The organism is Mycobacterium farcinogenes (genome assembly GCF_019739075.1).
In the GTDB taxonomy this organism is placed as follows: domain Bacteria; phylum Actinomycetota; class Actinomycetes; order Mycobacteriales; family Mycobacteriaceae; genus Mycobacterium; species Mycobacterium senegalense.
Genome location: NZ_CP081673.1, coordinates 5,881,310 through 5,894,344 on the forward strand (window position 1 = coordinate 5,881,310; position 13,035 = coordinate 5,894,344).

Sequence of the window (13,035 nt, forward strand, 5' to 3'; positions counted from 1 at the left end):
ACTCAGGCCAGGCCGAGCTCGCCGCGCGCCGAGGGATCGCAATCATCGAGCAGATCCAGGCACCGCTGGAACTCGTCGGTCTCGCCGATGTCGTCGGCAGCCCGCGCCAGCGCGGCCACACACCGCAGGAAACCCTGGTTCGGCTCATGCGCGAACGGCACTGGGCCGAAACCCTTCCAGCCATTGCGGCGCAACTGGTCCAGGCCGCGGTGATAACCGGTGCGGGCGTAGGCATATGCGGTGACGGCCTTGTCATCGGCGAGCGCCTTCTCGGCCAGCACCGCCCAGGCGATCGACGCCGACGGGTGGGCGGCGGCCACCACGGCAGCCTTCTCGCCCGCAGCCAATTCGTCCTCGGCCTCAGGGTCTCCGGGAAGGAGCACCGGATCCGGCCCCAACAAATCACCCATCCGTGTCATGGGCCTATTGTGCACCGACCGATAAGCTCCACCGGTACCGACGTACGGGAGGACCGCAACAGGGATGTCGAACCCAACGGGACCCGACGAGGGCCGCACCGAACGAATGCCGGATGTGACCGATCCGGCCACTGAGATCATCGGCTCAGCCGACGAGGTCACCGAGGCGGTGGCGCGCAGCGAAGAGCGACGTTTCACCGCCCCCTCCGGATTCGACGAGTCCACACAGAAGATCGACACCCCGCCCGACCCGGAGACCGAGGTTTTCGCGCCGCCCGCCGAGGGCGATACCGTCGCCGCGGAGGTTCCGAAAGGGGCTGCGCCACAGGTCATCCCCCCACGCGAGGAGTCGGATCAAGCACCCCAGCCCGCCGCCCGCCGCAGCTGGGGATGGGTGGTCGCGGTGGTGCTGGTGATCGCGGCACTGGTGGCGATCGCGGTGCTCGGCACTGTGCTGCTGACCCGCAAATCGTCAGCGGCCGCCTCCCAGGAGGACGCAGTCCGCGAGACGATCCAGAACTTCGACTCGGCGATCCAACGCGGAGACCTGGCCACCCTGAGGTCGATCACCTGCGGCACCACCAGCGACAACTACGTCAAGTACGACCAGAAGGCGTGGGATGAAACCCACGCTCGGGTGGCCGCGGCCAAGCAGTACCCGGTGGTCGCCAGCATCGACCAGGTGATCGTCCACGGCGACCACGCCGAAGCCAACGTCACGAGCTTCATGGCGTTTGCCCCGCAAACCCGCTCAAGCCGAAGCTTCGACCTCCAGTTCCGCGACGATCAGTGGAAGATCTGCCAGGCACCCACCGGTTAACCTGATCGCGTGAAGCTGCGGGGGTCCAAGCTCTGGTTGGCACTGTGCGCGCTGGGCGCGGTCGTGGTGGTCGGTCTGGCGGCGTTGCTGGTCCGGCATCCGGGCGCGATCGACATCCTGCCAGGCAAAGCCGTCGCCTTTCCCCAGATCGACCGCGCCGCGCTTGATCCGGCCCAGGCCCGCATCGTCGACGTGCTGCAGGCCCAATACGACGCCCAACCCGGCGGCAGCCACTTCTCCGAAGGAGTCGAGGAGCCGTGGTGCGCGGATTTCGTCAGCTGGGTCCTCAACGAGGCCGGGCAACCGCTGACCAACCCGAACTCGGGTAGCTGGCGGATTCCGGGTGTGTACACCCTCCAGGAGTATTACCAGGCCGCAGGCCGGTTCGCCGAGCCCGACGGATACCGGCCGCGCACCGGTGACGTCGTGATGTACGCCGACGGCAGCCCGCTCGGCTTGCACACCAATTTCGTTGTCGCCGTGGATGACAACGGGATCACGACGCTCGGCGGCAACGAGGCGGGCGGCATCCGGGTGCATACCCTCGACGACGCCGAGATGGCGGGCATCCTCGGGTTCGGGCAGCTGACCGCCTGAGCGCTATCCGCCGGTGACGCTGCGCCCGGCGCTGTGCAGGTCGTTACAGGCCTCGACAACCCGCTCGGACATCGACGCCTCGGCCTTCTTGAGGTAGCTGCGCGGGTCGTAGACCTTTTTGTTTCCCACCTCGCCGTCGATCTTGAGTACGCCGTCGTAGTTGGTGAACATGTGCGCGGCCAGCGGACGGGTGAACGCGTACTGGGTGTCGGTGTCGACATTCATCTTCACCACGCCGTACTTGAGGGAATCTTCGATCTCGGACTTCAGCGAACCCGAGCCGCCGTGGAAGACGAAATCGAACGGCTTTGCATCGCTGGGCAATCCGAGCTTGGCGGCGACCACCCGCTGCCCCTCGGCCAACACTTCGGGCTTGAGCACCACATTGCCGGGCTTGTACACGCCGTGCACGTTGCCGAACGTGGCGGCCAGCAGGTAGGCCCCCTGTTCACCGGCGCCCAACGCGTCGATGGTCTTCTCGAAATCCTCCGAGGACGTGTAGAGCTTCTCGTTGATCTCGGCCTCGACGCCGTCCTCCTCACCGCCGACCACGCCGATCTCGACCTCGAGAATGATCTTGGCGGCCGCCGCGACCTTCAGCAGTTCCTGCGCGATGGCCAGGTTTTCGTCGATGGGAACAGCCGAGCCGTCCCACATGTGCGATTGAAAAAGCGGGTTGCGGCCCGCGGCGACGCGCTCGGCGGAAATGGCCAGCAGCGGGCGCACATAGGTGTCCAGCTTGTCCTTCGGACAGTGATCGGTGTGCAGGGCCACCGTGATCGGGTACTTCTCCGCGATCACGTGGGCGAACTCTGCCAGCGCGACGGCTCCGGTCACCATGTCCTTGACGCCGAGCCCGGAGCCGAACTCGGCCCCGCCGGTGGAGAACTGGATGATGCCGTCGCTGCCCGCATCGGCGAATCCTTTGATGGCGGCGTTGATCGTCTCCGAAGACGTGCAGTTGATGGCCGGGAAGGCGAAGGAATGCTCCTTGGCCCGGCCCAGCATCTCGGCATAGACCTCAGGCGTGGCGATCGGCATGGCTATTCCTTCCGTATGGACGCGGGTTATCGCAGGTGAAGACCGGTGGTGGGGCCCAGGTACCCTTGGGAGTCGTGATCGACACCGCCCTGAATGAGGCTACGACCAATCTGGCGCTCATGCCGGATTTCATGGATCCGCTGCACCTCATCGGATCCTTCGGCACCTGGGCCCTGGTGGGCATCCTGGTTGTCGTCTTCGTCGAGTCCGGGGTGTTGTTCCCCGTCCTGCCGGGCGACTCACTGCTGTTCGTCGCGGGCATGCTCGCGGCCGGCAGCGCCGCCCAGGGAACGGCGGTGGACGCCAACTTCGCGCTGTGGCAGCTGCTGGTGTTCATCCCGGTGGCGGCCATCCTGGGTGGGCAGGCCGGCTACCTCATCGGCCGGTTCATCGGTGTCGAGATGTTCAAACCCGACGCCCGGGTGCTGAAGCAGAAGTACCTCGATGAGGCCCATGCCTTCTTCGAGCAGCGCGGACCGTTCGCGATCGTCATCGCCCGCTTCGTGCCGATCGTGCGCACCTTGGCGCCGATCGTCGCGGGCGCCGCCAAGATGCGTTACTCGGTGTTCACCACGTTCAACGTGCTGGGCGCGATTGTGTGGGGCGTAGGCCTGGTGCTGCTCGGCTACTGGCTGGGCCAGTTCGAGATCATCCAGAAGCTACTCGAGCCGATCTTCATCCTGATCGTCGTGGCCTCAGTGGCGCCGATGTTCATCGAATGGTTCAAGCGCCGCCGGGCCGCGAAGAAGGCCGCCGCCCCTCAGTCCTAACCGAGGCCCAGCGCCGCTGCGAGCTCCCGGAGGGCCGGGCGCGGATCAGCCGTCGGGCTCTCCCCCAGCGCCTGGACCACGACGTGGTCAGCGCCGGCATCCAGGTGCGCAGTGACGACGGCGGCCGCGTGCTCGGCCGATCCCATGCCGACGAGTCCACGCGCCAGCCGGTCCGATCCGCCACGCACCAGGTCGGATTCGTCGAAACCCTGCCGCAGCCACGAGTTCCGGTAGTTGGGCAGCCCGCTGTAGACCTCGAGGTGCTTGTGCGCCCGGGCCAGCTGGTCGGCATCGTCGCCGCCGATGGCGACGGCCTGCTCGGAGACCACCCAGCGGTCCTCCCCCAGGATTTGCCGCGTCGTCGCGGTGTGCTCCGGTGTCACCAGGTAGGGGTGCGCGCCGTCGGCGTGCGTACCCGACAGCTCGATCATCTTGGGGCCGAGCGCCGCCAACAGTCGGGGCGGTCGCCCGACGCCCGGTTCGATCTGGTCGGGCACCGCGGCCATCCGCTCCAGGTAGGTGCGCATCGTGGCCAACGGCTTGGCATAGGTGCCGCCCAGGCCGTGCTCCACCAGCGGCCCGTGGCTGACGCCCAGCCCGAGCACGAACCGTCCCGGGTAGAGAGCGGTCAACGTGCGCGCACCGGATTCTGCGGCCGACGGCACCCGGACGTGAATGTTGGCGATGCCGGTGCCGATCACGAGCCGCTCGGTGGCGGCCAGGAACGCCGCCGACTGGGTGAGGGCCTCCTTGCCGACCACCTCGGGCAAGAACAACGAACCGAATCCGAGGTCCTCGATCTCCCGCGCCACCTGCTGCGCGTCGGGCATCGACCAGGTGTCGCTGGCCCACCACACACCGATTCGGCTGGGGAAATCGATTTTGGCTCGTGTCACTGACCACTCCTCAATTCACTCGGTTCGTTGTGTTCATGATGAATGCGGCCGCCCGTGCCGCTCAGCGGGGTACCCGTACCGCCCCAGCGTCGGGCGATGATCTCGGCCGCGATCGACACCGCGGTCTCTTCAGGAGTCCTGGCACCGAGGTCCAATCCGATAGGGCTGGACAGCCCCGCGAGTTCGTCGTCGGTCAGGCCGATCTCACGGAGCCGGGCGATCCGGTCGTCATGGGTGCGTCGCGAGCCCATCGCACCGATGTAGCCGATCTCCGGCAGCCGCAAAGCCACCTCCAGCAATGGCACATCGAACTTCGGATCGTGGGTGAGCAGGCAGATGACCGTGCGGCCGTCGATCGCGCCCGCAGCGGCCTGCGCCTCGAGGTATCGATTGGGCCAGTCGACGACGACCTCGTCAGCGGTCGGGAAGCGCGCCGCGGTGGCGAAAACCGGGCGAGCGTCGCACACCGTGACGCGGTAGCCGAGCAACGAGCCCTGCCGGGCGACGGCGGCCGCGAAGTCGATGGCGCCGAACACCAGCATCCGCGGGGGCGGCGCGAAGCTGGAGACGAACACTTCCATTCCCTCGCCGCGACGTTCGCCGTCGGGACCGAACGTCAGGACCCCGCTGCGGCCGGTGTCGAGCAGGCCACGAGCATCGTCGGTAACCGCGCTGTCCGCCCGGGCCGAGCCGAGCGTGCCGGTGACCTCGTCGACGCGGATGACCAGCCGCCGACCGAGCCACGTCGGATCGGGATGTGCGATGACGGTCGCGGTCGCGACAGGCCGATGGGCCTCGATGTCGTCGACGAGAGCTTCCAGTTCCGGGAACGTCCGCCGCGACACGGGCTCGACGAACACATCGAGGATGCCGCCACAGGTCAGCCCCACGGCGAACGCGTCGTCGTCACTGACTCCGTAACGCTGCAGCACCGGCGTGCCCTGGGCGACCACGTCTCCCGCGAGTTCGTACACGGCGCCTTCGACACAGCCGCCGGATACCGAGCCGGTCACCGTGCCGTCGGGGGCCACCATCATCGAGGCCCCGGCAGGCCGTGGTGCGGAACGGAATGTGCGCACCACTGTCGCCATGCCCGCGGTGCCGCCGGCACGCCAGACGGACAGTGCATCGGCGAGCACTTCTCTCACGGTGCCTAACCTAGCCCCCGCTGAGCACGCGCTCAGTTCTGGGCCGGGCACCTTTGCTTTCCTCAGCTACCGATCGCGTACAAGTGTCGTTCGCGGACACTGAGCCCGTCGATCGCGGCACGCGTCGCCGCAGCTTGGTCGCCCCGCTGAATGGCGAGGTAGAGATCGTTGTGGAACTCCCGGTGGGGATCATCCGGGACCTGCATGCACATCGCCGCATGGTCGGCGTCGCGCATCACGCTCTCGAAAGACTTGATGAATTCGCACAGCAACGAGTTGTGCGACGCGCGGGCCACCGTGATGTGAAAGGCGACATCGTGGTCGATGAACGCCGTCAGGTCAGCCTCGGCCTTTGCCATGCGGCGCCCGGCGACCGCGACGCGCAAGGCCTCGACATCTGCCGCCGAGCGGCGGGCAGCAGCCTCACGTGCCGCCAGCACCTCGAGCGTGTGGCGCACCATGTGCGCCTCGACTCGATCCGCCGCGCCGATCACCCGCAGCAGCGCAACCGCCGTCTCGTCGTCGGCGACCACGTAGGTGCCGTCACCCCGCCTCGTCTCCAGCAGGCCGGCCTGAACCAGGGCGCGCACCGCCTCACGAACTGACGGACGGCTCACGCCAAGTGCCTCAACAAGTTTCGCCTCAGTCGGAATCTTCGTGCCGACCGGCCAACCGCCGTCTCTGATCTCGTCCCGAAGCCGAGCCACGACGACATCGACCAATGAGGTCCGAGCGACCCTTTCCATTCACGACCTACTTCACACATCCGTCAGACTGTCTGCACACCCATTATGGTCTGACCATTTTTTGAATTGGTCGGTAGGTCGTACCGGCCGACACCTATCCGGCCAGCGTGTGCGCCGCCTCCATGAGCATCCAACCCGACACCTGAACCGACAGGTCGCGTTCGGGTGTCGCCGAGGCGCTCACCGCACCGTCGACGAACTGCGCTTGTTGGCCCTCGGCCCCGGGTACTTCGGCGGTCTGATCCCAGAACGACCCGAACAGCGGCAACCCGTCCACGGTCTGACGGTTGTCCCACGCCGCCTGCGCGGACTTGAGCACGAGCGACCGTGCGGTGTCGCGCGCGGCCTGATCCTCGGCCGTATCGCCTGGCAACGTTGTCGCCACCAGCGCCAGATACCGCGCGGTGATCCCGTTGAACAGCCCGCCGTCACCGCCGCCGGCGCCTTTGATGACACCGTCGGTGGCCATCTCCTTGTCGACCGCGGCCACGAGGCGACGCACCCGTTCGGCGTGGCGCGGATCCTCGGTGCGCACCGCGAGTTCGACCTCCAGCCCGAGCACCACACCCTGGCAGTAGGTGTATTGCGCCCGCACCATCGAACCGGCCTTGATGCCGTCGAACACCAGATGGGTCTCCGGGTCGATCAGGGTGTCGTCGATCCAGTCGGCCATCTGCTGGGCGCGGCGCAACCGGTCGTCGTACCGGGCCAGGAAGATACCGGCCGGGCCGTTGGCCGGGGCGTTGAAGAACTGGTCCTGCTTGCGCCATGGAATCCCGCCGCCGTCCTCGGGAACCCAGGCATCGACGAACTGCGCGCACAACTTCTTGAGCGCGTGGGCTTTCTCGACCCCGACAAGTCGACCCGCCCGCTCAAGAGCCAACGCCAGCCAGGCCATGTCGTCGTAGTAGCTGTTGGTCCACGACAAGTTGTTGCGCAACCAGTGCCCGCGGATCTGCCGTTCGATGCGGGTTTTCCGCTCCGGCTGAGGATCGCGGACCTGCGCATCGACCAGGGTGTCCAAAAGATGCGCCTGCCACCAGAAATGCCAGGTCCCGAACTGTCGGTACTTCTTGGTCGCCGGCCAGGCCACCACGCCCAATTGGGTGCCCGGAAGGCCCCAGAGCTTCTTCAGGTGCCGTTGGGTGATCGCAGCTTCGGCGCTGGCCGCACGGTTAGCCCATAGCTGATCCATGCTGTCGATCCTGCCTTACCAGGCCACCGAATTGTCGGCATGTCGAACAGTTTTCCCCGAGACCCCGCCGCTACCAGGCCTGAGAAAAATCCGCATGGCGAGTGATCCACGCGTGCATCGCGATTCCCGCCGCGACTCCGGCATTGATGCTCCGCGTCGAGCCGAACTGCGCGATGGAGACGGTCACGGCCGCACCGGCCTGCGCCTCCGGGGTGATACCCGGGCCTTCCTGACCGAAGATCAGCAGGCAGTCCCGCGGTAGTTCGGTCTGTTCCAGCCGCACCGCGCCGGGCACGTTGTCGACCGCGACGACGGTCAGTCCGGCGTCGGCGGCGAAGGACAGCAGTTCGGCGGTGGTGTCGTGGTGGCGCAACCGTTGGTAGCGGTCGGTGACCATGGCACCGCGCCGGTTCCACCGGCGTTTGCCCACGATGTGCACCGTGTCCACGGCGAAGGCGTTGGCCGTGCGGACCACCGCACCGATGTTGGCGTCGTTGCCGAAGTTCTCGATCGCGATGTGCAGCGGATGCCGCCGGTGGTCGATGTCGGCGATGATCGCCTCTCGAGTCCAATACCGGTAGGCATCAACGACATTGCGAGTATCGCCGTCACGCAACAGCTCGGGGTCATAGCGAGCGGCGTCGTCCCCGCACGGCAACGGCCCCTCCCACGGCCCCACTCCCGGGGATTGTCCCCACTCAGTGGGGCCGGCGGCCTCAACCACCGGTGGTCCACAGTGCGGCGTGGGTGCCGATCACCGAAACCGAGGCGTACAGCAGGGCCGCATTCATCTCACCCTGCGTGCACAGCGAGGCCCGAACGTTGACGGCCTCACGCGATGCCTCCGGCAGAATCAGCACCGAGGAGCCGTACGCCGAGCAGGCGGGGCTGAGTCCGGGCGGTGGCAGTGACGGGCCTGCCACCACCATCAGCGGGCCGCCGCGGGCCGCCGCATCGTCCGCGTAACGCTTTGCCGCACCGTCGATTTGGAGGCCCAGCAGCATGTACCCCTTACCGTTGAAGGCGGTGGGGTCGCCCATCGCGGCCGGGGCCAGCTGCCCTCCGTCGGCACTGAACGCGTCCACGCTGGTGGATTTGAGGGTGACGCCGGCGTCGTTGACGTTGGTCGGCAGCACCCCGACCGGGAAGGCCGCCGGGTAGGCGATGGTGGTGCCGGCGATGCGCTCACGCGGCGAGTAGACATACACCCCGCGAACCTGACTCTGATCCCGCTGCGGCCCCAAACATACTGTGCCGCTGAGCTTGTCAGGTGCGGGCGCGGCCAGGGGCCGCAGTCCCAGGTCGGCGATGCCGTCGCAGCCGTGCAGTGCGTCGGCCTCGATCGGATGTGCCAGGGCGCCGTACAGGCCGAACCGGATGTCCTCGGGCTTGGCATGGGCATCGCCCGATGCGGAGCCCTCGACGTCGACCAGCACGCGTTCGGAGTCAAACCGCAGATCCGACAGCTTCAGGTGCCAGCCGAGGATGTCCAGTGAATCACCGAGCGCAGCCGTCGACGCCTCATACGTGCGTGCCGGTTGATCAGATGTGCAGCCCGTGATGACGGCGAGAACTACTGCCATGACCGCGCCGATCAGCGCGCGTACTGCCCATGTCATCCGAGTCCTGTTGCGCCGGCTAGCGCTGGTAGTGCGGGGCGTGACGCCCGTTGCGTGCAGGCGGCGGGGTCCGGCGAATCACGTCCGGACGGCCGGTTTCCTGGCGCGGCTGCGTGTAGCGGCTGACGTCACCACGCCCGGGGGCGGCGTCGGCCCGCCCCGGTGGCAGCTCCCGGCGCCCGGCTGGAGTCGGGGCCAACGGGCGGCTGGGCGAGCCCGCACGACGTGCCAGCGCCGCTTGACTGCCCTGGCCCGACTGCGGTGCCACACCGTTCTGCGGAACCGGCGGCAGCACGCGCAGCAGGTCGTTGAACTGACGCACGGTGCGCAAACCCTCGTCCCATTGGGCGCGGGTGCTCGTGACCGGCATGCTGACGAGAGTCCAGTTCTGCTCGTTCCACATGATCTCGGCGCAATCGGGCGCGGTGTGGGCGAACGTGACCATCCGGCGGTCGCAGGCGCGACGAGCGGCGTCGAGGTTGGTGGAGTAGACCATCCGCGGGCCGATCGCGCCGAGCAGCCAGATATCGCTCTCGCGAGGCTCCTTGATGCCCTTGAGGCGCAGATCGACGACGACGTTCGTGCCGACCTTGCGGTGAAGGGCGATCACCGTCGCCACTTCTTCGATGTCGAAGATGAACACCGCCTCGCCACGGATCTGGCCGAGCACGACATTCTTGGCCGTGACGTCACCGACGGTCGACATCACCCCGCGCTTCCAGCGCTTGAGGATCTCGTGCGACTCGTGCTCGTAGTCGAAGCCATGCGACTTCGCCCACGACTTGCGGCGCCGTCCCAACCCACGTCGACGGTCGATGTCGACGTACAGCAGCACCGCCGCACCCACGAAACAGAGTGCGGACAGCGTGAACCAGAGCGGGACCATCGGGCATAGCCTACTTGTTGACTGCGGGAATCCCCCAGCCTTGTGAGGTCACAACCCGGTTACTGGTGATCAGAGCGTTGTGACCGAGACTCTTCGAGGTAGGTGACGATCGCGTTCGTCAGCCCCCGCCGGGCCACGTCGAGGTCGATGAAGCTGCCGAGTTGACGCTCGGAGGTGATGCCACGCATCGCCCCGGGGATGAACGCGGCAACCTCACGCACCCGCTCGGGGTCGACGCCGAGATCGGCGAAGGCCTGCTGGCAGGTTTGCAACCAGCCCTGGCCCCAGGACGACAGCTCCGCGGCGGTCTTCGGGTAGAGGCGCTCGAGTTCGGCAGGGTCTCGCGGCAGTGACGCGCGCAGGTTCTCGATCGCCCGCGAATCACCTGCGGTCAAGCCGTCGTAGAGCAGATCGATGATGGCGGCGACGCGTTGACGCAAGGACGCAGAGCTGTCGTGGTGGCTGAACAGTCCCGCGCGGCGCTCCGCGGTGCGCTGCAGCACGGCGGCCCAGAACCCGTCGATGTCGCCGAACTGGTATTTCACCGCACCCCAGGTGGCTCCGATGTCCTTGGCGATCCGATTGGCCGAGACCGCGCCCGGGTCGCCGGTGGCCAGGGCCTTGCGGGCGGCTTCCAGCATGCTCTCCCGGGTGGCTTCACCGCGCCTGTTGGTGCGGCGCCCGCTCACCTCGGTCATCTTCGAGAGGCTACCCCGTTTTCACAGAACCCTCTTCCAAAGTTTCACAGAACCTCCTACGATTCGTGTCATGGCCAAGCCACCGTTGTCGATGAAACCGACGGGATGGTTCCAAGTCGCCTGGTCAGACCAGGTAGACGTCGGAAACGTGCACGCCATGAAGTACTTCGGCGAGGAGATGGTCGCCTGGCGCTCGGAATCCGGCCAGGTGACCGTGATGAACGCGTTCTGCGAGCACCTGGGCGCCCATCTGGGATTCGGCGGCCAGGTGATCGGCGAGGTCATCCAGTGCCCGTTTCACGGCTGGCAGTGGAACGCCGAGGGCCGCAACGTCTGCATCCCGTACCAGGACCGGCCCAATCGCGGTCGCCGGATGCGCACCTATCCCGTCGTGGAGCGCAACGAGACCATCTACATCTGGCACGACATCGAGGGACGTGAGCCGTTCTTCGATGCGCCGGACGTGTTCGCCTCGTTCAACGACGGCAGCAGCGCCGCCGACTACTACCCCCAGCAGCGGCTGTTCCGCGAAGCGCTGGAGCTGCATCCGCAGTACGTCCTGGAGAACGGCGTCGACTTCGCACACTTCAAATTCGTGCACCAGACGCCGATCGTCCCGGTGTTCACCCGCCACGACTTCGCCGCACCGGTCTCCTACGTCGACTTCACCATCACCTTCGAGGGCGACGATCAACAGTCGATCGAGGACGTGCGCAGCGGTGTCGAGGCCATCAACGGCGGCCTGGGCATCGCGGTGACCAAGAGCTGGGGAATGATCGACAACCGCACCATCTCTGCGGTCACCCCGGTCGACGAGTCCACCTCCGACGTGCGGTTCATGGTCTACATCGGCCGCACCCCAGGAAAAGACTCCGATCGGGCCGCCACCAAGGCCGCGGAGTTCGGCGACGAGGTGATCCGCCAATTCACCCAGGACATCCACATCTGGTCGCATCAGCGCTACTCCGATCCCCCGGCGCTGGCCACCGCCGAGTACGAAGGCTTCACCGCCATTCGCAAGTGGGCCATGCAGTTCTATCCCGACGGCCGTGGCGGCAGCGCGGCCGACCTCGCGCGTATACGGAAGGCAGACACCCTATGACCGAGAAGATCCGCGTATTCCAGGTGGCGACCGGCAATGTCGGCACCGAGATGATCAAGCGCATCGGCAAGCGGCCCGATCTCGAACTGATCGGATTGCATTGCTACACACCGGAGAAGGTCGGACGCGATGCCGGGGAGATCGCCGGCATCGACCCGATCGGGGTGACGGCGACGGGCTCGGTCGACGAGATCATCGCGGCGCGTCCCGACGTACTGACCTTCCACGGCGTATTTCCCGACGAGGACTTGTATGTGAAAGTCCTTGAGGCCGGGATCAATATCGTCACCACCGCGGACTGGATCACCGGTTGGCATCGCGACACCAACCATCCCCACCCGTCGGGGCGACCGGTCACCCAGGTCCTGGCGGAAGCGGCCGCACTTGGTGGTTCTACGTTCTACGGCACCGGTATGAACCCCGGGCTCAACCAGATTCTCGGCGTGGTGTGCTCGGCCGACGTCGCCGAGATCGAGAACGTGACCACCATCGAATCCGTCGACGTGTCATGCCATCACAGCAAGGACACCTGGATCGAGGTCGGCTACGGGCTCCCGGTCGATGACCCGTCGATCCCGGGCAAACTACGCAAGTACACCGAGGTATTCGCCGACAGCGTGCTGATGATGGCCGACTGCTTCGGGTTGACGCTCGACGAGGTCAAGTTCAGCTACGAGCTCGGTGCGTGCACCAAGGACGTCGACCTGGGTTGGTACACACTGCCCAAGGGATCGCTCGGCGGCAACTACATCAAATACCAGGGCATGGTCGACGGTGTGCCGCGCGTCGAAACCCACCTGGAATGGCAGATGACCCCGCACACCGATCCCAGCTGGGACATCAAGGGCTGCTACATCACTCAGATCAAGGGCGATCCGTGCGTGTACAACAAGCACATGATCTTCCCGAAACCCGGGGTGGACCTGTCCGATCCCGATTCGTTCGCGTCGATCGGCATGACCGTGACGGGGCTGCCTGCGCTCAATGCCATCGCCTCGGTGGTAGCAGCGCCGCCCGGACTGCTGACGAGCGCCGATGTGCCACTGCGCGGCTTCGCCGGCAGGTTTGCCCTCTGAACCGCGCAAGCGCGCACACTGG

The 13,035-nt window shown here is 66.6% G+C and carries 15 protein-coding genes; 5 read left to right on the top strand and 10 right to left on the bottom strand.

Going from position 1 to position 13,035, the window contains the following annotated elements:
• Positions 1 to 2: 2 nt before the first annotated feature.
• Complete coding sequence (locus K6L26_RS28130) at positions 3 to 419, bottom strand: DUF3151 domain-containing protein (protein WP_043368170.1); 417 nt, start codon at positions 417 to 419, stop codon at positions 3 to 5.
• Positions 420 to 483: 64 nt separating this feature from the next.
• Here K6L26_RS28130 and K6L26_RS28135 point away from each other — a divergent pair, with 64 nt between their 5' ends.
• Positions 484 to 1,239, top strand: coding sequence for an Rv0361 family membrane protein (locus K6L26_RS28135; RefSeq protein ID WP_064895974.1), 756 nt, complete (start codon positions 484 to 486; stop codon positions 1,237 to 1,239).
• Positions 1,240 to 1,248: 9 nt separating this feature from the next.
• Entirely contained in the window at positions 1,249 to 1,836 is a 588-nt protein-coding gene (locus K6L26_RS28140; RefSeq protein WP_109749022.1) for a CHAP domain-containing protein, read from the top strand.
• Positions 1,837 to 1,839: 3 nt separating this feature from the next.
• Here the strand turns inward: K6L26_RS28140 and fbaA are convergent, their stop codons facing one another.
• Entirely contained in the window at positions 1,840 to 2,877 is a 1,038-nt protein-coding gene (fbaA, locus tag K6L26_RS28145; RefSeq protein ID WP_064895976.1) for a class II fructose-bisphosphate aldolase, read from the bottom strand.
• 119 nt (positions 2,878 to 2,996) lie between these two features.
• Here fbaA and K6L26_RS28150 point away from each other — a divergent pair, with 119 nt between their 5' ends.
• Complete coding sequence (locus K6L26_RS28150) at positions 2,997 to 3,647, top strand: VTT domain-containing protein (protein ID WP_174551554.1); 651 nt, start codon at positions 2,997 to 2,999, stop codon at positions 3,645 to 3,647.
• Here the strand turns inward: K6L26_RS28150 and K6L26_RS28155 are convergent.
• The 8 genes from K6L26_RS28155 to K6L26_RS28190 form a co-directional block, all read right to left on the bottom strand.
• Positions 3,644 to 4,543 carry an LLM class F420-dependent oxidoreductase gene (locus K6L26_RS28155; protein ID WP_085980369.1) on the bottom strand — a complete coding sequence of 300 codons (900 nt, stop codon included), beginning with the start codon at positions 4,541 to 4,543 and terminating at the stop codon, positions 3,644 to 3,646. The two genes, K6L26_RS28150 and K6L26_RS28155, sit on opposite strands and share 4 nt — an antisense overlap.
• A complete protein-coding gene (locus K6L26_RS28160; RefSeq protein WP_036389470.1) occupies positions 4,540 to 5,691 on the bottom strand; it encodes an XdhC family protein in 1,152 nt (383 codons plus the stop codon). The genes K6L26_RS28155 and K6L26_RS28160 overlap by 4 nt, the downstream gene beginning before the upstream one ends.
• A 62-nt stretch (positions 5,692 to 5,753) precedes the next feature.
• Positions 5,754 to 6,437 (bottom strand): FadR/GntR family transcriptional regulator, encoded by a 684-nt coding sequence (locus tag K6L26_RS28165; RefSeq protein ID WP_064895978.1) that lies wholly within the window; start codon positions 6,435 to 6,437, stop codon positions 5,754 to 5,756.
• A 94-nt stretch (positions 6,438 to 6,531) separates the two neighbouring features.
• Positions 6,532 to 7,632, bottom strand: coding sequence for a glycoside hydrolase family 76 protein (locus K6L26_RS28170; protein ID WP_036389472.1), 1,101 nt, complete (start codon positions 7,630 to 7,632; stop codon positions 6,532 to 6,534).
• A 70-nt stretch (positions 7,633 to 7,702) separates the two neighbouring features.
• The gene (locus K6L26_RS28175) at positions 7,703 to 8,356 is read right to left on the bottom strand and encodes a TrmH family RNA methyltransferase (RefSeq protein WP_064895980.1); all 654 of its coding nucleotides are present in this window, start codon (positions 8,354 to 8,356) and stop codon (positions 7,703 to 7,705) included.
• Positions 8,349 to 9,251, bottom strand: coding sequence for a hypothetical protein (locus K6L26_RS28180; protein WP_064895982.1), 903 nt, complete (start codon positions 9,249 to 9,251; stop codon positions 8,349 to 8,351). Before K6L26_RS28180 ends, K6L26_RS28175 begins: the two co-directional genes overlap by 8 nt.
• 19 nt (positions 9,252 to 9,270) lie before the next feature.
• Positions 9,271 to 10,137, bottom strand: coding sequence for a trehalose monomycolate transport factor TtfA (gene ttfA, locus K6L26_RS28185; RefSeq protein WP_019344514.1), 867 nt, complete (start codon positions 10,135 to 10,137; stop codon positions 9,271 to 9,273).
• Positions 10,138 to 10,196: 59 nt separating this feature from the next.
• Complete coding sequence (locus tag K6L26_RS28190; protein ID WP_064895984.1) at positions 10,197 to 10,835, bottom strand: TetR/AcrR family transcriptional regulator; 639 nt, start codon at positions 10,833 to 10,835, stop codon at positions 10,197 to 10,199.
• A gap of 70 nt (positions 10,836 to 10,905) precedes the next feature.
• On the opposite strand from K6L26_RS28190, the gene K6L26_RS28195 reads away from it, so the two are divergent.
• On the top strand, positions 10,906 to 11,937 hold the full coding sequence (locus tag K6L26_RS28195) for an aromatic ring-hydroxylating dioxygenase subunit alpha (RefSeq protein ID WP_064895986.1): 1,032 nt from the start codon (positions 10,906 to 10,908) through the stop codon (positions 11,935 to 11,937).
• Positions 11,934 to 13,013 carry an NAD(P)H-dependent amine dehydrogenase family protein gene (locus K6L26_RS28200; protein ID WP_036389478.1) on the top strand — a complete coding sequence of 360 codons (1,080 nt, stop codon included), beginning with the start codon at positions 11,934 to 11,936 and terminating at the stop codon, positions 13,011 to 13,013. The genes K6L26_RS28195 and K6L26_RS28200 overlap by 4 nt, the downstream gene beginning before the upstream one ends.
• The last annotated feature ends 22 nt before the right edge of the window (positions 13,014 to 13,035 follow it).